The 20,813-nt window shown below is 71.2% G+C and carries 25 protein-coding genes; 24 read left to right on the top strand and 1 reads right to left on the bottom strand.

Features of this window, described 5'->3' with window-relative positions; translation table 11 throughout:
• The first annotated feature begins 28 nt into the window (after positions 1-28).
• The 14 genes from ptsP to glmM all read left to right on the top strand — a co-directional run bounded on the left by ptsP (position 29) and on the right by glmM (position 11,864).
• Positions 29-1,711: a phosphoenolpyruvate--protein phosphotransferase gene (gene ptsP / locus EZM51_RS11910; RefSeq protein WP_136708490.1), complete on the top strand. Its 1,683-nt coding sequence runs from the start codon at positions 29-31 to the stop codon at positions 1,709-1,711.
• Between the two features lie 19 nt (positions 1,712-1,730).
• On the top strand, positions 1,731-3,260 hold the full coding sequence (locus EZM51_RS11915) for a PTS mannitol transporter subunit IICB (RefSeq protein WP_136708491.1): 1,530 nt from the start codon (positions 1,731-1,733) through the stop codon (positions 3,258-3,260).
• Between the two features lie 40 nt (positions 3,261-3,300).
• A complete protein-coding gene (locus EZM51_RS11920; RefSeq protein WP_136708492.1) occupies positions 3,301-3,741 on the top strand; it encodes a PTS sugar transporter subunit IIA in 441 nt (146 codons plus the stop codon).
• On the top strand, positions 3,738-4,898 hold the full coding sequence (locus tag EZM51_RS11925; protein WP_136708493.1) for a mannitol-1-phosphate 5-dehydrogenase: 1,161 nt from the start codon (positions 3,738-3,740) through the stop codon (positions 4,896-4,898). Before EZM51_RS11920 ends, EZM51_RS11925 begins: the two co-directional genes overlap by 4 nt.
• A 208-nt stretch (positions 4,899-5,106) precedes the next feature.
• Positions 5,107-5,328 carry a translation initiation factor IF-1 gene (gene infA / locus EZM51_RS11930; RefSeq protein ID WP_011186713.1) on the top strand — a complete coding sequence of 74 codons (222 nt, stop codon included), beginning with the start codon at positions 5,107-5,109 and terminating at the stop codon, positions 5,326-5,328.
• 69 nt (positions 5,329-5,397) lie between these two features.
• The gene (gene rpmJ / locus EZM51_RS11935) at positions 5,398-5,514 is read left to right on the top strand and encodes a 50S ribosomal protein L36 (protein ID WP_005050492.1); all 117 of its coding nucleotides are present in this window, start codon (positions 5,398-5,400) and stop codon (positions 5,512-5,514) included.
• A 185-nt stretch (positions 5,515-5,699) separates the two neighbouring features.
• A complete protein-coding gene (rpsM, locus tag EZM51_RS11940; protein WP_056010826.1) occupies positions 5,700-6,080 on the top strand; it encodes a 30S ribosomal protein S13 in 381 nt (126 codons plus the stop codon).
• A gap of 32 nt (positions 6,081-6,112) precedes the next feature.
• Positions 6,113-6,511, top strand: a complete 399-nt coding sequence (gene rpsK / locus EZM51_RS11945) for a 30S ribosomal protein S11 (protein ID WP_022889749.1) — start codon at positions 6,113-6,115, stop codon at positions 6,509-6,511.
• Between the two features lie 175 nt (positions 6,512-6,686).
• Positions 6,687-7,673: a DNA-directed RNA polymerase subunit alpha gene (locus EZM51_RS11950; protein WP_136708494.1), complete on the top strand. Its 987-nt coding sequence runs from the start codon at positions 6,687-6,689 to the stop codon at positions 7,671-7,673.
• A gap of 47 nt (positions 7,674-7,720) precedes the next feature.
• Positions 7,721-8,269: a 50S ribosomal protein L17 gene (gene rplQ / locus EZM51_RS11955; RefSeq protein ID WP_136708495.1), complete on the top strand. Its 549-nt coding sequence runs from the start codon at positions 7,721-7,723 to the stop codon at positions 8,267-8,269.
• Positions 8,270-8,423: 154 nt separating this feature from the next.
• Positions 8,424-9,356: a tRNA pseudouridine(38-40) synthase TruA gene (gene truA / locus EZM51_RS11960; RefSeq protein ID WP_136708618.1), complete on the top strand. Its 933-nt coding sequence runs from the start codon at positions 8,424-8,426 to the stop codon at positions 9,354-9,356.
• Between the two features lie 137 nt (positions 9,357-9,493).
• A complete protein-coding gene (gene rplM / locus EZM51_RS11965; protein WP_056734989.1) occupies positions 9,494-9,940 on the top strand; it encodes a 50S ribosomal protein L13 in 447 nt (148 codons plus the stop codon).
• Positions 9,941-9,983: 43 nt separating this feature from the next.
• Positions 9,984-10,469: a 30S ribosomal protein S9 gene (gene rpsI / locus EZM51_RS11970; protein WP_136708496.1), complete on the top strand. Its 486-nt coding sequence runs from the start codon at positions 9,984-9,986 to the stop codon at positions 10,467-10,469.
• Positions 10,470-10,490: 21 nt separating this feature from the next.
• Positions 10,491-11,864 (top strand): phosphoglucosamine mutase, encoded by a 1,374-nt coding sequence (gene glmM / locus EZM51_RS11975; RefSeq protein WP_136708497.1) that lies wholly within the window; start codon positions 10,491-10,493, stop codon positions 11,862-11,864.
• Positions 11,865-11,889: 25 nt separating this feature from the next.
• Here the strand turns inward: glmM and coaA are convergent, their stop codons facing one another.
• Entirely contained in the window at positions 11,890-12,846 is a 957-nt protein-coding gene (gene coaA, locus EZM51_RS11980; RefSeq protein ID WP_211195897.1) for a type I pantothenate kinase, read from the bottom strand.
• A gap of 85 nt (positions 12,847-12,931) precedes the next feature.
• Here coaA and glmS point away from each other — a divergent pair, with 85 nt between their 5' ends.
• The 10 genes from glmS (at position 12,932) to EZM51_RS12030 (ending at position 20,796) form a co-directional block, all read left to right on the top strand.
• Positions 12,932-14,782: a glutamine--fructose-6-phosphate transaminase (isomerizing) gene (gene glmS / locus EZM51_RS11985; protein ID WP_136708498.1), complete on the top strand. Its 1,851-nt coding sequence runs from the start codon at positions 12,932-12,934 to the stop codon at positions 14,780-14,782.
• A gap of 28 nt (positions 14,783-14,810) precedes the next feature.
• Positions 14,811-15,176 (top strand): holo-ACP synthase, encoded by a 366-nt coding sequence (locus EZM51_RS11990; RefSeq protein ID WP_136708499.1) that lies wholly within the window; start codon positions 14,811-14,813, stop codon positions 15,174-15,176.
• Positions 15,173-16,327 (top strand): alanine racemase, encoded by a 1,155-nt coding sequence (gene alr, locus EZM51_RS11995; RefSeq protein WP_136708500.1) that lies wholly within the window; start codon positions 15,173-15,175, stop codon positions 16,325-16,327. The genes EZM51_RS11990 and alr overlap by 4 nt, the downstream gene beginning before the upstream one ends.
• Entirely contained in the window at positions 16,327-16,839 is a 513-nt protein-coding gene (gene tsaE / locus EZM51_RS12000; protein ID WP_136708501.1) for a tRNA (adenosine(37)-N6)-threonylcarbamoyltransferase complex ATPase subunit type 1 TsaE, read from the top strand. The genes alr and tsaE overlap by 1 nt, the downstream gene beginning before the upstream one ends.
• 10 nt (positions 16,840-16,849) lie before the next feature.
• Positions 16,850-17,485, top strand: coding sequence for a tRNA (adenosine(37)-N6)-threonylcarbamoyltransferase complex dimerization subunit type 1 TsaB (gene tsaB / locus EZM51_RS12005; RefSeq protein ID WP_136708502.1), 636 nt, complete (start codon positions 16,850-16,852; stop codon positions 17,483-17,485).
• Positions 17,482-17,997 carry a ribosomal protein S18-alanine N-acetyltransferase gene (gene rimI, locus EZM51_RS12010; protein WP_136708503.1) on the top strand — a complete coding sequence of 172 codons (516 nt, stop codon included), beginning with the start codon at positions 17,482-17,484 and terminating at the stop codon, positions 17,995-17,997. The genes tsaB and rimI overlap by 4 nt, the downstream gene beginning before the upstream one ends.
• The gene (tsaD, locus tag EZM51_RS12015) at positions 17,994-19,046 is read left to right on the top strand and encodes a tRNA (adenosine(37)-N6)-threonylcarbamoyltransferase complex transferase subunit TsaD (RefSeq protein WP_136708504.1); all 1,053 of its coding nucleotides are present in this window, start codon (positions 17,994-17,996) and stop codon (positions 19,044-19,046) included. The genes rimI and tsaD overlap by 4 nt, the downstream gene beginning before the upstream one ends.
• Positions 19,047-19,193: 147 nt before the next feature.
• The gene (locus tag EZM51_RS12020) at positions 19,194-19,559 is read left to right on the top strand and encodes a DUF4190 domain-containing protein (protein ID WP_169053892.1); all 366 of its coding nucleotides are present in this window, start codon (positions 19,194-19,196) and stop codon (positions 19,557-19,559) included.
• A gap of 41 nt (positions 19,560-19,600) precedes the next feature.
• Positions 19,601-20,302, top strand: a complete 702-nt coding sequence (locus EZM51_RS21220; protein ID WP_136708506.1) for a DUF4190 domain-containing protein — start codon at positions 19,601-19,603, stop codon at positions 20,300-20,302.
• A gap of 8 nt (positions 20,303-20,310) precedes the next feature.
• Entirely contained in the window at positions 20,311-20,796 is a 486-nt protein-coding gene (locus EZM51_RS12030; RefSeq protein ID WP_136708507.1) for a DUF4190 domain-containing protein, read from the top strand.
• Positions 20,797-20,813 lie beyond the last annotated feature (17 nt).

Consider the following 20,813-nt stretch of genomic DNA (forward strand, 5'->3'; position numbering starts at 1 on the left):
CCCCCGTGCAACCGGAGCAGGAGGGCGAATGATGGAGATCAGGGGCACGGGCATCGGCCAGGGTGTCGCCGTCGGGCCGGTCGTGCGCATGGCGGAACGCCTGCCCGAACCGGTCGACCGGCCGAGCCACCTCGACCCCCAGCGGGAGGGCGAGCGGGCGAGGGCGTCGTTGTCGGTCGTCGCCGCCGAGCTCGCGAACCGCGGTGCGACGGCGGGCGGTGCCGCCAAGGACGTGCTCGAGGCGCAGGCCATGATGGCCGAGGACCCGAGCCTGATCGACGAGGTCACGAAGCTCCTCGACACCGGAAAGACCGCCGAGCGCGCCGTGTTCGAGGCGTTCGCCGCCTACCGCGACCTGCTCGCCGGCATGGGCGGATACATGGGGGAGCGCGCCGCAGACCTCGACGACATCTCCCAGCGCGTCATCGCGCATCTCCTGAAGCTGCCCGCGCCCGGTGTTCCGAACCCCGGCCACCCCTTCGTGCTCGTGGCCCGCGACCTCGCGCCCGCCGACACCGCGATGCTCGACCTCGACCAGGTCCTCGGACTCGTCACGGTCGACGGCGGCCCCACCTCGCACACCGCGATCCTCGCCCGCGAGAAGTCGATCGTCGCGGTGGTCGGTGCAGCGGATGCCGCGGCGCTCGCCGACGGCGACACGGTCGTCGTCGACGCCGCGGGCGGCCTCGTCATCTCGTCGCCGACGCCCGAGCAGGTCGCCGACGCGAACGCGCGGATCGCCGAACGCGCGGCGCTGCAGTCCGCACCGGTGACGCCCGGCGCCCTCGCCGACGGCACGCCCGTGCCGCTCCTCGTGAACCTCGGCTCCGCCGACGGCGCCGCGGAGGCCCTGAAGCTGGGCGCCGAGGGCGTCGGGCTCTTCCGCACCGAGTTCCTCTTCCTCGGCCACGACACCGCACCGAGCGTGCGCGACCAGCAGGAGCACTACACGAGGCTGCTCCGGGCATTCGCCGGCAAGAAGGTCGTGGTGCGGGTGCTCGACGCCGGCGCCGACAAGCCGCTGTCCTTCCTCAACGCGGCAGACGAGGAGAACCCGGCACTCGGGCTCCGAGGCATCCGGGCCCTGCGCCACTCCGAGGTCATCCTGCGCGAACAGCTCACCGCGCTCGCCGCAGCGGACGCCGCGACCGACGCCGAGGTATGGGTCATGGCGCCGATGGTCGCGACCGTCGACGAGGCGCGCTACTTCTCGGCACTCGCCAAGGAACTCGGCGTGCGCGTGGCGGGCGTCATGGTGGAGACGCCGTCGGCCGCGCTCATCGCCGACCGCGTGCTCGCCGCGTGCGACTTCGCGTCGATCGGCACGAACGACCTCACCCAGTACACGATGGCCGCCGACCGACTGCTCGGCACCGTCGCGATCCTGCAGGATCCCTGGCATCCGGCCGTGCTCCGCCTCATCGGCGAGGTCGGCGCCGCCGGAGCCGAACTCGGCAAGCCCGTCGGCATCTGCGGCGAGGCCGCCGCCGACCCGCTGCTCGCCGTCGTGCTCGTGGGCCTCGGCGCCACGAGCCTGTCGATGTCGCCATCGGCACTCGCAGATGTCCGCGCCTCCCTCGCGCGGTACAGCCCGGATGACGCGAAGGCGCTCGCCCGGGCAGCCCTGGCCGCTGAGGGAGCGGCCGAAGCCAAGCAGGCGGCCGAGGCCGCCGCATCCGAGATCACCGCGTCGCGGGCCACCGCGTCGTGAACACGAGAGGGGCAACACCATGACAACGACGTCTGCGGGAGCGAAGCGGCCGGGGGGAGCACGCGTCGCCGTCCAGAGGTTCGGCACCTTCCTCAGCGGCATGATCATGCCGAACATCGCGGCGTTCATAGCCTGGGGCCTGATCACCGCGTTCTTCATCGAGACCGGGTGGACGCCCGTGCCCGCCCTCGGCGGCTTCCCCGATGCCGCGGGCAACGAGTACACGGGCCTCGTCGGCCCGATGATCATCTACATGCTGCCGTTGCTCATCGCCAACCAGGGCGGTCGCATGGTCTACGACACCCGGGGCGGGGTCGTGGGCGTCATCGCCACGGTCGGCGTGATCGTCGGCACCGACATCCCGATGTTCCTCGGTGCGATGATCATGGGCCCGCTCGCGGCGTGGCTGATGAAGCACATCGACCGCATCTGGGACGGCAAGATCAAGCCCGGGTTCGAGATGCTCGTGAACAACTTCTCGGCGGGCATCTTCGGCGGACTCATGGCGATCGTCGGCTTCTACGGATTCGCGCCGGCCGTCACCTGGCTCAGCAACGTGCTCGAGTCGGCCGTGAACTGGCTCGTCGTCGCCGGCCTCCTGCCGCTCGTCTCGCTGCTCGTCGAGCCGGGGAAGATCCTGTTCCTCAACAACGCCATCAACCACGGCGTGTTCACGCCCCTCGGCACGCAGCAGGCGCTCGAAGAGGGCAAGTCGATCCTGTTCCTCATCGAGGCCAACCCGGGCCCCGGCCTCGGGCTCCTGCTCGCGTTCACGTTCTTCGGGGTCGGCATGGCGCGGGCGAGCGCCCCGGGTGCGATCGTCATCCAGTTCCTCGGCGGCATCCACGAGATCTACTTCCCGTACGTGCTCATGAAGCCGATCCTCGTGCTCGCGGTCATCGGCGGCGGCATGACGGGCGTCGCGACGAACGTCATCTTCGACAGCGGACTCAGGGCGCCCGCCTCGCCGGGCAGCATCTTCGCGATCATCCTGCAGACCGCGAGCGACAGCTACGTCGGCGTCATCCTGTCGGTCGTGCTCTCGGCGACGGTGTCGTTCGTGATCGCGTCGATCATCCTCCGTGCGAGCCGCAAGCGCGACCTCGAGGCCGCCGGTGCCGGCGACCTCAGTTCCGCGATCGCGCAGACCGAGGCGAACAAGGGCAAGTCGAGCGACGTGCTCGGCGGGCTCCAGGCCGCGGGCGTCGCCGCCGGCGCCGGGCTCGTCGCCGAGGGCGAGGTGACGGCGCTCGAGACCAAGCAGATCCACTCGATCGTCTTCGCGTGCGACGCGGGCATGGGTTCGAGCGCGATGGGCGCGACGGTGCTGCGGAACAAGATCAAGAAGGCCGGGATCGACGATGTCGACGTCGTGAACAAGGCGGTCGCCAACCTCGGCGACGACGTCGACCTGGTCGTGACGCACCAGGATCTCACGGAGCGGGCGAAGCGGCAGTCGCCGAACGCGCTGCACGTCTCCGTGGAGAACTTCATGAACTCGCCGAAGTACGACGAGATCGTCGAGCTGCTCCGCTCGAAGGGGGAATAGCGACGGCTGCCGCGGGCGGCGATCGCAAGGAAGGGATGACATGACCAACGAGATCCTGCCGACCGACCACGTGCGGCTCGCCGCCCGCGCCACCAGCCGCGACGACGCGATCCGCGAGGCGGGGGCCATCCTCGTCGACGCGGGCGCCGTCGACCCCGGCTACATCGACTCGATGCTCGAACGCGAGGGGTCCGTGTCGACGTACATGGGCAACTTCCTCGCGATCCCGCACGGCACCAACGAGGCGAAGGACCAGATCCACCGGTCCGCCCTCTCGGTGATCCGGTACGACGAACCCGTCGACTGGAACGGGGAGGAGGCCCGGTTCGTGGTCGGCATCGCCGGCGTCGAGAACGAGCACCTCGACATCCTGTCGAAGATCGCGATCATCTTCTCCGACGAGGACGCCGTGCAGCGCCTCCTCGAGGCGCCGACGGCCGCCGACCTGCATGCCAGGCTCTCGGAGGTCAACGCATCGTGAAGGCCGTCCACTTCGGTGCCGGCAACATCGGGCGCGGGTTCGTCGGCCTCCTCCTGCACGACGCCGGATACGAGGTGGTGTTCGCCGACGTCAATGCCGCGCTCATCGACGAGCTCGCGGCCTCCGACCACTACACCGTGCACGAGGTGGGCGCGGGCGCGCGCGACCGGGTCGTCGACGGGTATCGGGCCGTGAACAGCGAGACGGATGCCGCGGGGCTCGTCGCCGAGCTCGTGACCGCCGACGTGGCGACCACGGCGGTGGGTCCGAGCATCCTGCGGTTCATCGCGCCGCACCTGGTCGCGGCGCTTCGCGCGAGGCCGGCGGATGCCCCGCCGCTCGCGATCATGGCGTGCGAGAACGCGATCAACGCCACCGACCACCTGCACGACGAGATCGCCTCGCTGTCGAGCCCCGAGGAGTGGGCGGCGCTCGCGGCCAGGGCGGTGTTCGCGAACACCGCCGTGGACCGCATCGTGCCGGGCCAGGATCCCGACGCGGGCCTCGACGTCACGGTCGAGTCGTTCTTCGAGTGGGCGATCGAGCGCCCGCCGTTCGGCGATGCCGCCCCCGAGATCCCGGGCGCCCATTTCGTCGACGACCTCGCGCCGTACATCGAGCGGAAGCTCTTCACGGTGAACACGGGCCACGCCGCCACCGCGTACCTCGGCTTCCTCGCCGGACACGAGCGGATCAGCGACGCGCTCGCCGATCCGACGGTCGCCGCGGGCGTCGAGCGGGCCCTCCTCGAGACGAGCGAGCTCATCGTGACGAAGCACGGATTCACCGAGACGGAGCAGGCCGCCTACCGGGCGCGGATCCTCGAGCGATTCCGCAATCCCGAGCTGCCCGACACCGTCGAGCGCGTGGGCCGGCAGCCGCTGCGCAAGCTGGGGCGCCACGAGCGGTTCATCGGGCCCGCGGCCGAACTCGCATCGGCCGGCCGGTCCGTCGACGGGCTGCTCGTCGCCGTCGGCGCGGCCCTGCGATTCGACGTGCCGGCGGATCCCGAGAGCGTGGAGCTCGCGAAGCTCCTCTCCGACCGCGAGCCCGCGGCGTTCGTGCACGACGTCACGGGCATCGCGGCGGGGCATCCGCTCGAACCGGGACTGGTCGCGGTGGTCGCCGAGGCGAAGACCGCGCGGGCGGGCGGCTAGTCGCCGGCCGCGGGGCGGGCGGTCGGGGGGCCGAACGCCGGAGATCGGTGCCTCGACTGGCGCGATGGGCCGACATCGCCTATAGTTGACCCTTGGTGTTCTGCACGCCTATTTCGGCATGCCCGACGGCCCCTGGCCCGACGGATCCGTGGTCGCGCGCAACATCATCGCACGACCAGCATCCCAAACTCCAAGCGATAGTGAGGCTATGGCCAAGAAAGACGGCGTCATCGAGATCGAAGGCTCGGTCATCGAGGCACTCCCGAACGCGATGTTCCGCGTGGAACTCACGAACGGGCACAAGGTTCTCGCGCACATCTCGGGAAAGATGCGCCAGCACTACATCCGCATCCTCCCCGAGGACCGCGTGATCGTGGAGCTGAGCCCGTACGACCTGACGCGCGGCCGCATCGTCTACCGCTACAAGTAGGGGATCGCTGGAAAGTAACGGCCCGCGGCACCCCGCGGGTACGAGGACAGCGAAACCAAGGAAACAACTGTGAAGGTCAACCCCAGCGTCAAGCCCATCTGCGACCACTGCAAGGTCATCCGCCGCCACGGCCGCGTCATGGTGATCTGCAAGAGCAACCCGCGGCACAAGCAGCGCCAGGGATAGTCGCACGGCTGCGGCCCTTCGGACCCCGAGCTCGTCGAGGGGAACTCGTCGAAGGGCCACAACTGAACACCGCAACGGCAACGCCAGAACCTCGACATCACGGATGTCGCGGGGACACCTCGGGTCGGAGGCCCGGGCACCGGCGCTGCTCCACACCTCCATTTCGAACACAGGAGAAGCCACACATGGCACGTCTGGCAGGAGTCGACATCCCGCGCGAGAAGCGCGTGGAGATCGCACTGACCTACATCTACGGCGTCGGCCGCACGCGAGCGCTCACCACGCTCGCCGAGACCGGCATCGACGGAAACATCCGCGTGAAGGACCTCAGCGACGAGCAGCTCGTCGCCCTCCGCGACTACATCGAAGGCAACTTCAAGGTCGAGGGCGACCTCCGCCGCGAGGTGGCCGCCGACATCCGCCGCAAGGTCGAGATCGGATCCTACGAGGGCATCCGCCACCGTCGCGGCCTCCCGGTCCGCGGCCAGCGCACCAAGACCAACGCTCGCACCCGCAAGGGCCCGAAGCGCACCGTCGCCGGCAAGAAGAAGCCCGGCCGCAAGTAACCGCTCGTCGCCAGATCTAGGAGATTTCACACATGGCAGCACCCAAGGCGGCTACTCGCAAGCCGCGCAAGAAGGAAAAGAAGAACATCGCCGTGGGCCAGGCCCACATCAAGTCGACGTTCAACAACACGATCGTCTCGATCACCGACACCAACGGTGCCGTGATCAGCTGGGCCTCCTCGGGCGGCGTGGGCTTCAAGGGCTCGCGCAAGTCGACCCCGTTCGCCGCGCAGCTCGCCGCCGAGTCGGCCGCGCGCCAGGCGCAGGAGCACGGCATGAAGAAGGTCGACGTCTTCGTCAAGGGCCCGGGCTCGGGCCGCGAGACCGCCATCCGCTCGCTCCAGGCGGCCGGTCTCGAGGTCGGCAGCATCAACGACGTGACGCCGCAGGCGCACAACGGATGCCGCCCGCCGAAGCGTCGCCGCGTCTAGTTCTCCTTCGTCGGTCGAGTAGGGCGGCTGCGCCCGTATCGAGACCCCCGCGGCATCCGCCGGTCTCGATACGGTCCTGACGGGCCTACTCGACCGGCGACACGTTCTCTCACAACTCAAGATCCTCGACCTCGCAGGTGTCATATAGCGGACACCCTGCCGAAAGGAATCAACAGTGCTGATCGCACAGCGCCCGACGCTCACCGAAGAGAACATCTCGGAGTTCCGTTCGCGTTTCGTGATCGAGCCCCTCGAGCCGGGCTTCGGCTACACCTTGGGCAACTCGCTCCGTCGCACCCTCCTCTCCTCGATCCCCGGCGCAGCCGTGACGAGCATCCGCATCGACGGCGTGCTCCACGAGTTCTCGACCGTCCCGGGCGTCAAGGAGGATGTCACCGAGATCATCCTCAACATCAAGAACCTCGTCGTCTCCAGCGAGCACGACGAGCCCATCACCGCGTACCTGCGCAAGCAGGGAGCCGGTGAGGTCACCGCGGCGGACATCTCCGCTCCGGCCGGCGTCGAGGTGCACAACCCCGAGCTCGTCATCGCGACCCTCAACGACTCGGCGAAGTTCGAGCTCGAGCTCACGATCGAGCGCGGCCGCGGCTACGTGTCGGCCAGCCAGAACCGCAACGAGTACTCGGAGGCCGGCCAGATCCCGGTCGACTCGATCTACTCGCCGGTGCTCAAGGTCACCTACCGCGTCGAGGCGACGCGTGCCGGTGAGCGCACCGACTTCGACCGCCTCGTGGTCGACGTCGAGACCAAGCCGGCGATCTCGCCGCGCGACGCGATCGCCTCGGCGGGCCGCACGCTCACCGAGCTGTTCGGCCTCGCGCGCGAGCTGAACGTCGCCGCCGAGGGCATCGAGATCGGCCCCGCGCCGGTCGACGCCGTGCTCTCGAGCGAGCTCTCGATCCCGATCGAGGACCTCGACCTGTCGGTGCGCAGCTACAACTGCCTGAAGCGCGAGGGCATCAACACGGTGTCGGAGCTCGTCGCCCTGTCGGAGTCGCAGCTCATGAACATCCGCAACTTCGGCCAGAAGTCGGTGGATGAGGTCAAGGACAAGCTCACCGAGATGGGTCTTTCGCTGAAGGACTCCGTGCCCGGATTCGACGGCGCCCACTTCTACACGGGCTTCGACGACGAGAGCTGATCGTCTTCGTCCCCGTACTGACCCCTCACCACTGGAGATAACGAACCATGCCGAAGCCCACCAAGGGTCCCCGCCTCGGAGGCGGTCCCGCGCACGAGCGGCTCCTGCTCGCGAACCTCGCCGCAGCGCTCTTCACGCACAAGCGGATCACGACCACCGAGACGAAGGCCAAGCGCCTGCGTCCGCTGGCCGAGCGCCTCATCACGTTCGCCAAGCGCGGCGACCTGCACGCCCGTCGCCGGGTGCTCGCCGTGATCGGCGACAAGTCGGTCGTGCACGAGCTGTTCACGATCATCGCGCCGCAGGTGGCCGACCGTGAGGGCGGCTACACGCGCATCACGAAGATCGGCTACCGCAAGGGCGACAACGCTCCCATGGCGGTCATCGAGCTCGTCCTCGAGCCCGTCGTGAAGAAGCAGCGCGCCGCCAGGCCGGCTGCCGCAGCCGACGAGGCCCCCGCCGAGGAGTCGGCGGCCGAGGAGACCCCCGCCGAGGTCGTGACCGAGGCCGAGGCCGCGGGCGACGAGGCCGCGGGTTCCGAGGCGTCGGAGGAGTCGTCGGAGGCGCCCGCCGAGGAGCCCGTCGAGGCCAAGTAGGTCGCACCACTCGCGAGGGGCCCGGATGCCGCGTGCATCCGGGCCTTTCGCCGTCCGATGGAGGCCGGAATGCGATATCCGCCGGCCTTCACGGTCCCTCAGCGCAGAGCCGCTCCTCGCAACGCCCCGCGTCTAGGCTTGGAGCGTGAGTGAGATTGCCGGCCCCGAAGGCGGTGGCGCCGACGAGAGGACGGATGCCGCGGCATCCGTCGTCCGGATCCGGCTCGGCATCGCCTACGACGGCACCGACTTCCGCGGCTGGAGTCGGCAGCCGGGCCTTCGCACGGTGCAGGGGGTGCTCGAGGATGCCCTCGCGACGCTCTTCCGCCGCACGGGTGAGGTGCCGCGTCTCACCGTGGCCGGGCGGACCGACGCCGGGGTGCACGCGCTCGGGCAGGTGGCGCACCTCGACGTCTCGGAGCGTGCGCTGGCCGCGGTCGCGCGACCGCGGCGCGGGCAGGAGGCCGACGCCTCGCCTGAATCGGCGCTCGCCCGGCGCCTCACCGGCATCATCGGCGCCGACGCCGATGTCGTGATCACCCACGCCGAGCGCGCGCCCGCCGGGTTCGACGCCCGGTTCTCGGCGGTGTGGCGCCGATACGAGTACCGCGTGGCCGACGCCTCCGCGGTCCGTGATCCGCTCGAACGGCGGCGCACCGTGGTGGTTCCCCGATCGCTCGATGTCGAGGCGATGGATGCCGCGGCGGGCTCGCTCACCGGGCTGCACGACTTCGCGGCGTTCTGCCGCCCGCGCGAGGGGGCCACGACCATCCGGACGCTGCAGGCGTACGCCTGGCGGCGAGCGGAGGGCGGCGTGCTCGTCGCCTCGCTGCAGGCCGACGCCTTCTGCCACTCGATGGTCCGCGCCCTCGTGGGGGCGTGCGTGGCCGTGGGGGAGGGCCGGCTCGAGGCATCCGACCCCCGGGGGTTGCTGCGCACCGCCCAGCGGACCAGCGCGTTCAAGGTGATGCCGGCCAAGGGGCTCGTGCTGACCGAGGTCGGATATCCCGACGACGCCGAACTCGAGGCGCGCGCGGTGCAGACCAGGGCACGACGCGAATTGCACACCGAAGGCATCGTCGGCTAGGCTGTCTCTTTGGTGCCGCCGTCTGCGTCGGCGCCCGATGTTGAGCCCTCCACCCGGGCGTTCGAACGCGTGAGCGGCCGAACACCCCCCGGAGCGGGATTCACGAACTCCTCACTCGATCAGAAAGCAGCACTTCCGTGACGCGCACCTACACCCCGAAGTCGAACGAGATCCAGCGCGACTGGGTCGTCATCGACGCGACCGACATCGTGCTCGGCCGACTCGCGAGCCACTCGGCCGCGCTCCTCCGCGGCAAGCACAAGCCGATCTTCGCGAACCACGTCGACACCGGCGACTTCGTCATCATCGTCAACGCCGACAAGGTGGCCCTCACCGGCCAGAAGCTCGAGCAGAAGAAGGCCTACCGCCACTCCGGTTACCCGGGCGGACTCAAGGCCGTCGGCTACGCCGAGCTCCTCGAGAAGAACCCCGTCCGCGCCGTCGAGAAGGCGATCCGCGGCATGCTCCCCAAGAACTCGCTCGGCCGCCAGCAGCTGAAGAAGCTGAAGGTCTACGCCGGACCGGAGCACCCGCACGCGGCCCAGCAGCCGAAGCCGTACACCCTCACCCAGGTCGCCCAGTAACTCCGGCGCACTCGACGTTCTCGAAATAAGGATTCACACCACCATGGCGAAGATCGCAGACCAGATCGAAGCGGCTCCCGAGAGCTACACCACCGAGAGCGCCCCCGAGGCGGCTCCGGCCACCCCGCGCCCCGTGCTCAACGTCTCGGGCGCAGCCGTCGGCCGCCGCAAGCAGGCCATCGCGCGCGTGCGCGTCGTGCCCGGCGCCGGCACCATCACGGTCAACGGCCGTGAGTTCGCGGACTACTTCCCGAACAAGCTGCACCAGCAGCTCATCACCGACCCGTTCACGGTGCTCGAGCTCTCGGGCTCGTACGACGTGATCGCCCGCATCACCGGCGGCGGCCCCTCGGGCCAGGCCGGCGCGCTGCGGCTCGCGATCGCGCGTGCGCTCAACGAGATCGACCGCGAGAACAACCGCCCGACGCTGAAGAAGTCCGGCTTCCTCACGCGCGACGCGCGCGTCATCGAGCGCAAGAAGGCCGGCCTCAAGAAGGCCCGCAAGGCGCCCCAGTTCTCGAAGCGCTGATCCGGGCCTCCGGTTCTCCGTATGCCTCGGCTCTTCGGAACCGACGGGGTCCGGGGCCTCGCCAACCGTGATCTCACGGCTGACCTGGCTCTGGGCCTCGCCCAGGCGGCTGCCGCCGTGCTCACGCAGGGGCGCCACGCCGACGAGCTCCGGGCGGCCGGTCGCCGCCCGGTCGCCGTCGTCGCGCGCGACCCTCGCGTCTCCGGTGAGTTCCTCACCGCGGCCGTCTCGGCCGGCCTCGCGAGCTCCGGTGTCGACGTGCTCGACGCGGGCGTCATTCCCACGCCGGCGGCCGCGTTCCTCATCGACTCGATCGGCGCCGACTTCGGCGTGATGATCTCGGCGTCGCACAACCCGGCGCCCGACAACGGCATCAAGTTCTTCTCGTTCGGGGGCACCAAGCTGCCCGACGAGGTCGAGGACCGCATCGAGTCCTTCCTCGGCCGTCAGAAGCTCGCGCCGGTGGGCGACGGCGTCGGCCGCATCCAACGATTCGCCGACGCCGAGGACCGCTACGTCGTGCACCTGCTGAGCACGCTGCCGAACCGGCTCGAGGGGCTCAAGGTCGTGCTCGACTGCGCCCACGGCGCGGCGGCGGGCGTGTCGCCCGAGACGTTCCGCGACGCGGGCGCCGAGGTCGTCGTCATCGGCGCCGATCCCGACGGCATGAACATCAACGACGGCATCGGCTCCACGCACCTCGAGCCCCTTCGCGCGGCCGTGCTCGAGCACGGTGCCGATCTCGGCATCGCCCACGACGGCGACGCCGACCGTTGCCTGGCCGTCGATGCCGAGGGCAACGTCGTCGACGGCGACCGGATCATGGCGATCCTCGCGCTGTCGATGCACGAGCGCGGACGACTCACCGACGACACCCTCGTGGTCACCGTCATGTCGAACCTCGGCCTGCGCCGGGCCATGGCCGAGCACGGCATCCGCGTCGTCGAGACCAAGGTCGGCGACCGCTACGTGCTCGAGGCGCTCGCCGCGGAGGGCCTCGCGCTCGGCGGCGAGCAGTCGGGCCACGTGATCATGACCGAGTTCGCGACCACCGGTGACGGAGTGCTCACGGGGCTCCACCTCGCCGCCGAGCTGAACCGCACGGGCAAGTCGCTGGCCGAGCTGGCGTCGGTCATGACGGTGTACCCGCAGGTGCTCGTGAACGTGCGCGGCGTCGACCACAACGCGCTGCACGACGACGCCGAGATCGCCGCCGCCGTGACTGCGGCCGAGGCGGAGCTGGGCGACTCGGGTCGCGTGCTCCTGCGGCCGTCGGGCACCGAGCCGATGGTACGCGTCATGGTCGAGGCGGCCGAGCAGGAGACGGCCGAACGCCATGCCGCGGCGCTCGCCGAGGTGGTCAGGCAGCGACTCGGGTCAGGCACCGCGTCCTGAACGCGGGCGCCGCTCCGCGGAGCGCTCAGAGCTTGCGCAGCAGGACGCTCGACACCGTGTGGTCGGCGCTCTTGCGCAGCACGAGCGACGCGCGCGACCGCGTGGGCCGGATGTTCTGCAGCAGGTTGGGCTCGTTGATGGAATGCCAGATCTCGCGGGCGCGCTGGCGGGCCTCGTCCTCGGTGAGGCTGGCATACCGGTGGAAGTACGAGCGCGGGTTCGAGAACGCACCGCGCTGGAGCTTCAGGAACCGCTCCTCGTACCACCTGGCGATGTCGCTGGTGCGGGCATCGACGTAGATCGTGAAGTCGAACAGGTCGCTCACCGCGAGCCGATGCCCCGGCCCCGGCGGCTGCAGCACGTTGAGGCCCTCGATGATCAGCACGTCGGGCCGGCGCACCGTGATCCGCGCGTCGGGCACGATGTCGTACGCGAGGTGCGAGTAGAACGGTGCCCGCACCGCGGCCGCACCGGCCTTCACCTCGCTCACGAACCGGAGGAGCGCCCGCCGGTCGTACGACTCGGGGAACCCCTTGCGCCCCATCAGGCCGCGCCGCTCGAGTTCGGCGTTCGGGAAGAGGAATCCGTCGGTGGTCACGAGCTCGACGCGCGGCGTGTGCTCCCACCGCGCGAGGAGCTCGCGGAGCAGGCGCGCGATGGTGGACTTGCCGACGGCGACCGATCCCGCCACGCCGATCACGAACGGCGTGGGCTCGGGCCTCGTCCTGAGGAACTCGCTCGTGACGTCGTGCAGCGACTTCGTGCCGCCGACGTAGAGGTTGAGCAGGCGGCTGAGCGGCAGGTAGACCTCGGCGACCTCACGGAGGTCGAGGGGTTCGCCGAGGCCGCGCAGCTGCACGATCTCGGTCTCCCGGAGCGGCGACGGCATCGACGGGGCCAGGGCCGCCCAGCTCGCTCGATCGAGCTCGATGAACGGCGTGATCTGCGCGGTCGGCGGCGTCGGGCTCTGCGGATCCAGCACCGTGACAGTCTAGTGTCGACCGGCGAGGCCATCCGTGTGCACGCACGCGGCGGGTGCACAGCGGCGCGACACTAGAATCGCCTCCATGTGTGGAATCGTCGGATACGTCGGAGAGCGCAACAGCCTCGACGTGCTCATGGGAGGCCTTCGCCGCCTCGAATATCGCGGATACGACTCGGCGGGGGTGGCGATCGTCGACGACGACGGGGTCATCGAGACGGCGAAGCGGGCGGGCAAGCTCCAGGTGCTCGCCGACGACCTCGAGGCGACGCCCCTCCATCGCGGCGGCACCGGCATCGGTCACACCCGCTGGGCCACCCACGGCGGTCCCACCGACCGGAACGCGCACCCGCACCTCGGCGACGAGGGGCGGCTCGCGCTCATCCACAACGGCATCATCGAGAACTTCGCGGAACTGAAGGACGAGCTCCTCGCCGAGGGCTTCGCGTTCGAGAGCGAGACCGACACCGAGGTGGCGGCCGTCCTCCTCGGCCGCGAGTACCGGCGCATCGGTGAGCTCACCGAGGCGTTCCGGGCCACCGTCTCACGCCTCGACGGCGCGTTCACCCTGCTCGCCGTGCACCGCGACCAGCCCGGCGTCGTGGTCGGCGCGCGGCGCAACTCCCCGCTCGTCATCGGCCTCGGCGACGGCGAGAACTTCCTCGGGTCGGATGTCGCGGCCTTCGTCGAGTTCACGAAGCGCGCGGTCGCGATCGGCCAGGACCAGATCGTCACGATCACCGCCGACGACGTGACCGTCACGGATTTCACGGGCGGCGCCGTGGAGGTCGAGCCGTTCGACGTCGCGTGGGACGCGTCGGCGGCCGAGAAGGGCGGCTGGTCCTCGTTCATGCGCAAGGAGGTGTCCGAGCAGCCCGAGGCGGTCTCGAACACGCTCCTCGGCCGCGTCGTCGACGGCCGGGTCGTGATCCCGGAGCTCGCCGACTTCGGCGATGACGAGCTGCGGGCGATCCGCCGCATCACGGTGATCGCGTGCGGCACCGCCGCCTACGCGGGCATGGTCGCGAAGTACGCCATCGAGCAGTGGGCGCGCGTGCCCGTCGAGGTGGAGCTCAGTCACGAGTTCCGCTACCGCGAGCCCGTGCTCGACGCCGACACGCTCGTCGTGTCGATCAGCCAGTCGGGCGAGACCATGGACACGCTGATGGCGGTGAAGTACGCGCGGGAGATGGGCGCGCGCACGATCTCGATCTGCAACACGCAGGGTGCGACCATTCCGCGCGAATCCGACGCGGTCGTCTACACGCACGCCGGTCCCGAGGTCGCGGTGGCCTCGACCAAGGCGTTCGTCGCGCAGATCGCCGCCCTCTACCTGTTCGGGCTCCACCTCGCCCGGGTGCGCGGCACGCTCGGCACCGAGGAGCTCGAGGCGCAACTGGCCGAACTGCAGGCGGTGCCCGAGAAGCTCCGCACCGTGCTCGAGCAGGCCGAGCGCGTCGAGCAGCTGGCGCACTGGATGGCCGACACCCGCTCGGTGCTCTTCCTCGGGCGCCACGTCGGCTATCCCATCGCGCTCGAGGGTGCCCTGAAGCTCAAGGAGCTCGCCTACATCCACGCCGAGGGCTTCGCCGCCGGCGAGCTCAAGCACGGCCCGATCGCCCTCATCGAGCCGGGCCAGCCCGTCTTCGTCGTGGTGCCGAGCCCCCGGGGCTCGGCGAACCTGCACCCGAAGGTCGTCTCGAACATCCAGGAGATCCGCGCCCGCGGGGCCCGCGTCATCGCGATCGCCGAGGAAGGCGATGCCGCGGTGCTGCCGTTCGCCGACGAGGTGCTGCGCATTCCGCTCGCGGCGCCGCTCTTCGAACCGCTGCTGGCCGTGGTTCCGCTGCAGATCTTCGCCATGGAGCTGGCGCAGGCGAAGGGCCTCGACGTCGACCAGCCGCGCAACCTCGCGAAGTCCGTGACGGTGGAATGAGCCGGGCGGCCCTGGGTCGGGAGGCGCGGTGATCGTCGGCATCGGCATCGACGTCGTCGACATCGCGCGCTTCGAGCGTTCGATCGCGCGCACCCCGGGCCTCGTGGAGCGCCTGTTCGCCGAGAGCGAACGGGACCGCCCGGCGCGGTCGCTCGCCGCACGATTCGCCGCGAAGGAGTCGCTCATCAAGGCGCTCGGCGGACACGCGGTCATCCGGTGGCACGAGATGCGCGTGGTGCAGGATGCCGATGGGAATCCCGACTTCGAGTTGTCGGGCGGGCTCGCCGAGCACGTCCGACAGCTCGGCATCGATCGCGTGCACCTCTCCATGAGCCACGACGCGGGCATCGCCAGCGCGTTCGTCGTGCTCGAATCCGAGCGGGGCGTCGCGTGAGCGCGGGCGGCCGGACGGGGGATGCCGCGGCACGACCGTTCCGCGAGGCCGTCGTCGACCTCGACGCGATCCGCGACAACGTCGCCCACCTCGCCCGGCTCGCGGCACCCGCGCGCGCCATGGCCGTCGTGAAGGCCGACGGGTACGGGCACGGGGCGGTGCCGGTCGCGCTCGCCGCGCTCGCCGGGGGCGCGTCGTGGCTCGGCGTCGCCGACCTCGCCGAGGCCGCGGCGCTCCGCGACGCGGGCATCCGCGCGCCCGTCCTCGCCTGGCTGCACGATCCCGACGCCCCGTTCGCCACCGCCGTCGAGCGCGATGTCGACCTGGGCGTCTCGTCGCTCGACCAGCTCGAGGCCATCGCGGCGGCCGCGGCCTCGGTCGGCCGGCCCGCCCACGTGCACCTCAAGATCGACACGGGCCTCAGCCGCAACGGCATCGCACCCGAGGCGTGGGCCGAGGCCGTCGCGGCGGCCGCCCGCCACGAACGCGCGGGTCGCCTCGGCGTGCGCGGCATCTTCAGCCACCTCGCGAACACGTCGGCCGAGGAGGATGCCGCGCAGCTCGCCGCCTTCGAGACCGCGCTCGCCGCGGCATCCGACGCCGGACTCGCCCCCGAGGTGCGGCACATCGCGTCGACCGCGGGCGCGCTGCGCCGGCCCGAGTCCCGGTACGACCTCGTGCGCCTCGGCATCGGCATCTACGGCATCCCGCCGTTCGGCGACGGCACGACGGCCGCCGACCTCGGCCTGCGGCCGGCGATGACGCTCCGCGGTCGCGTCGCGGCCGTCCGCCGCATCGACGCGGGCACCGGGGTCTCGTACGGGCACGTCTGGCGCGCCGAGCGGCCCACGACGCTCGCGCTCGTGCCGCTCGGCTACGCCGACGGCGTGCCCCGACAGGCGTCCGGTCGGGCCGACGTCCGCCTCGCCGGCGCGCGACGCCGGATCGTCGGACGCATCGCCATGGACCAGTTCCTCGTCGACGTCGGCGACGACGCCGTGGCGGTCGGCGACGAGGTCGTGCTCTTCGGCGACCCCGCGACCGGTGCGCCGTCGGCCGACGACTGGGGCGACGCCGCCGACACCATCGGCTACGAGATCGTCACCCGCATCGGCCCGCGCGTGCCGCGCACCTACGTGGGCGGTGCGTGATGCGCATCGAGATCCCCGACACCGCCGCCATGGAGGGGTTCGGGCGCGAGCTCGGTGCGAGCCTCCGCGCGGGCGACCTCGTGGTGCTCACGGGCCCGCTCGGGGCGGGCAAGACGACGCTCACCCGCGGCATCGGCGAGGGCCTCGGCGTTCGCGGGCCCGTGCAGAGCCCCACGTTCGTGCTCGCACGCACGCATCCGAGCCTCGTCGGCGGACCGCCGCTCGTGCACGTGGACGCCTACCGGCTCGGCACCCCCGAGCTCCTCGACGACCTCGACCTCGACTTCGCCCATGCCGTGGTCGTCGTCGAGTGGGGCGCGGGACTCCTCGACGACGTCGCCGAATCGTGGCTCGACATCGTCATCGAGCGCCCCGAGGGCGCCGGCGCCAGCACGGACACGATGTCGGATGCCTCCGACGCGGAGCTGCTCGGCGCCGACGAGCCGCGCGTCCTCGAGGTGCGCGGTCACGGCCCCCGCTGGGCGGGGAGTCGGTTCGACACCGGCCAGTAGGCTGGATCCCATGCTCCTCGCGATCGACACCTCGACGGGCACGAGCGTCGCCGTCGTCGACCGTGACGCGGCCAGTGGCGAGCTGCGCAGCCTCGCCGAGACGGGCACCGTCGACACCATGCGCCACGCCGAGGTCGTGGGCGGATTCATCCGCGACGCCCTGGCGTCTGCGGGCGTCCGGGCAAGCGACCTCTCGGGCGTCGCGGCGGGCATGGGCCCCGGACCCTTCACCGGCCTCCGCGTCGGCATCGCCGCCGCGCACGCCTTCGCGCTCGGCATCGCGAAGCCGTTCGTCCCCGTCGTGAGCCACGACGCGATCGCGTGGTCCTGGTACCGCGACGGCGGTGGCGGGGCGCTCCAGGTCGTCACCGACGCGCGTCGCCGGGAGTTCGCGATCTCCGAGTACGACCGGCTCGACGGCGACGGGCTTCCCGTGCGAACGGATGGCCCTCGGCTCGTGCCGCGCGACGACGTGCCGGGCGCACGGGGCATCCGCCTCGACTCGGCCGTCGTGCCGGCGGCCGCCATCGGCATGCTCGCCGAGCTGGCGTACGCGACCGGGCGCCTCCCGCTCGCAGACGACGCGCCGCTCTACCTGCGGGCGCCCGACGTCACGCCCTCGGCCGGGAAGCGGGTGCTGCGATGAGCGTGCTCATGCGCCGGGCGAAGCCCGCCGACCTCGACGCGATCATGCGCCTCGAGCGCGAGACCTTCGTGAACGACGCCTGGCCCGAGGACGCCATGCGCCGCGAGCTCGAGAGCCCCCACGGCTACTACCTCGTGGCCGTCGACGACGAGGAGGATGATCCCGACCGGCGCCTGCACGGCTACGCCGGCCTGCTCGCGCCGTCGGGGAGCGCGCAGGGCGACATCCAGACCATCGCCGTCGCACCGTTCGCACGCGGCATCGGGCTCGGCCGCGGGCTCATGCACGCCCTCATCACGCAGGCCCGCCGCCGTCACCTCGCCGAGCTCTTCCTCGAGGTGCGCGCCGACAACGCGATCGCCCGTGAGCTGTACGACTCGCTCGGGTTCGAGGAGATCGGCGTGCGCCGGGGGTACTACCAGCCCGATGGCGTCGACGCCATCTCGATGCGACTCGAGGTGCCCCCGGCAGTGACCAGCCCCGCGGCATCCGGGTCCGGAGCGAGCGCATGAACCGCGACGCGCCTCTCGTGCTCGGCATCGAGACGTCGTGCGACGAGACCGGCGTCGGCGTCGTGCGCGGCACCGAGCTGCTCGCCAACGTCATCGCCTCGTCGATGGAGGAGCACGCGCGCTACGGCGGCGTCGTGCCCGAGGTCGCCGCGCGTGCGCACCTCGAGGCGCTGGGTCCGACCCTCGCATCCGCGCTCGCCGAGGCCGACATCGAACTCGCCGACGTCGACGCCATCGCCGTCACCAACGGACCGGGCCTCGCGGGCGCCCTCATGGTGGGCGTCGGCGCCGCGAAGGCGCTTGCTGTGGCGCTCGACCGGCCGCTCTACGCCGTGAACCACCTCGTCGGCCACGTCGGCGCCGACCTGCTCGACCACGAGGCGCCGCTCGAGACGCCGACCGTGGCGCTGCTCGTCTCGGGCGGCCACACGTCGCTCCTCCTCGTGCGCGACCTGGTCTCCGACGTCGAGCTGCTCGGCGAGACCATCGACGACGCGGCCGGCGAGGCCTTCGACAAGGTGGCGCGCCTGCTCGGCCTGCCGTATCCGGGCGGACCCGAGATCGACCGCGTCGCGATCGGCGGCGACCCCAACGCGATCCGCTTCCCGCGGGGGCTCACGCAGCCGAAGGACCTCGCGGCGCACCGGTACGACTTCAGCTTCTCCGGGCTGAAGACGGCGGTGGCGCGCTGGGTGGAGCAGCGTGAGGCCGCGGGCGAGCCGATCCCCCTCGCGGACGTCGCGGCGAGCTTCCGCGAGGCCGTCGTCGACGTGCTCGTCGGCAAGGCCGTCGCGGCATGCACCGACCTCGGCGTGCCGCGCCTCCTCCTGGGCGGTGGGGTGGTCGCGAACGCGCGGCTCCGCGAGGTGGCCGAGGAGCGCGCCGCCGCGGCGGGCATCGCGCTGCGGATCCCGCCGTTCTCGCTCTGCACCGACAACGGCGCCATGATCGCCGAGCTCGGCGCGCAGCTCATCATGGCGGGGCATCCGCCGTCGTCGATCGACTTCGGCGCCGACTCGACACTTCCGGTCACCGATATCCAAGCGTAACGAGCCTGCGCGTGAGGCTGTCGGTGGCGCACGTGCCGCGATAGTGTGTGCAACGTAGTGAGCGGATGCCGCGCCTGGAACGCCGGCATCCCACCGTCGCCGCGCGACGCGGCGACGAAATCCACAGCATCGAGGGGACCCACGACCGTGACCGATCCGAACCTTCCCGACCAGCCCGGCGCCGCAGTGCCGCCGCCCGCACCCGCCTACGGCACCCAGCCGGCCTATGGCCAGGCCGCGCCGCCGACGGGCGCGAAGACCAACACGCTCGCGATCGTCTCGCTCGTGGCCTCGCTCATCGGCCTCGTCTCGGGCATCGGCTTCCTCGTCGGCATCATCTGCGGCCACATCTCGCTCGGCCAGATCAAGAAGACCGGCGAGCAGGGCCGGGGCATGGCCGTCGCGGGCCTCATCATCGGCTACGTGGGCATCGTGCTCTCGATCATCGTCACGATCCTGTTCTTCGCGGTGTTCGCCTCGCTCTGGCAGGCCGGCTACATCACGACCTACTGATCGCACACCGAACTCTCCGACTTCAGGAAAGGCCGAACGCCATGAGCGACCCGAACAACCCCGACGCACCCAGGACGCCCGAGGAACCCGGCGTCCCGGCACCCGAGGAGCCGACCGTTCCGGCACCCGAGGAGCCGACCGTTCCGGCTCCCGAGGAGCCGACGTTCCCCTCGGAGCCCGAGCCGGGCTTGCCGACGCCGTCGGAGCCGTCCTACCCCGAGACCCCGTCGTACCCCGAGACTCCCGGGGTACCGGGCGCGCCCGAGGCCCCGGAGCCGCCGGCTCCGCCTGCCGCACCGAGCTACGGCGCCGCGACGGAGCCGCCGGCTCCGCCCGCCGCGCCGAGCTACGGCGCCGCGACACCGCCTCCGCCGCCGCCGCCCGGCGCCTACGGCGCGCCCGCCGCGGCGTCGCAGCCCGGCTACGTGGCCCCCGCCTACGGAACCGCCGGGCCCGCGAAGCCCACGCCCGTGCTCAGCCTGATCTCGCTCATCGCGGGCATCGTGGGCCTCGTCGGGTTCTTCGTGGTGTTCATCCCGATCGTGGGCGGCATCATGCAGCTGATCATCCCGGCCGCCGCCGTCGTGCTCGGCTTCCTCGGCAGGAAGAAGGAGCCGGCCGCCAAGGGCATGTGGCTCACGGGTATCATCCTCGGATTCGTCGGCATCGCGATCGCCCTGCTCTCGATCGTCTTCTGGAGCATCGCGCTCGCGAGCGTCTCGTACTACGACTACTCCTACTGAGGTCGATGATGTCTGATCGCGAGGGGGTCTCGCCCGAGGGCGAGACCCCCGAGCGTTCGCCCGGCGGAGCCGGCGCGGATGCAGCACCGCCGGCTGCCGGCCCCAGCCGGGCCGAGCCTGCGGCCCGGGAGTTCGAGGTGCCCTTCGACACCGGCGAGCTGCGATCGCTGCCGACCGGCCAGTTGCTGGTCGTGCATCGCCCGACGTACGGCGACGAAGCATCCGCCGCCGTCGAGGAGGAGACGCAGCAGCGTCGCGTGTTCAGCTGGGTCGCCGCCGTCGTGGGCACCATCGGGGCACTGGCGTCGCTCTTCGTGGGCTGGATGCTCCCGCTCTCGATCGCGGCCATCGTCTTCGGCGTGCTCGGCCTCCGCCGCGAGGAGGAGGGACGCACGCTCGCGTTCGTGGGCATCGGCACCGGCATCGCGGGGCTCGTCTTCGCGGCCGTGTGGATCGGCTACTACGCCATCGTCTTCGGCGCCCTGCCGCGCTGAGCGCTGGTGCGTCGAAG

The sequence above is a fragment of the Agromyces sp. H66 genome, assembly GCF_004959775.1.
Classification (GTDB): Bacteria; Actinomycetota; Actinomycetes; order Actinomycetales; family Microbacteriaceae; genus Agromyces.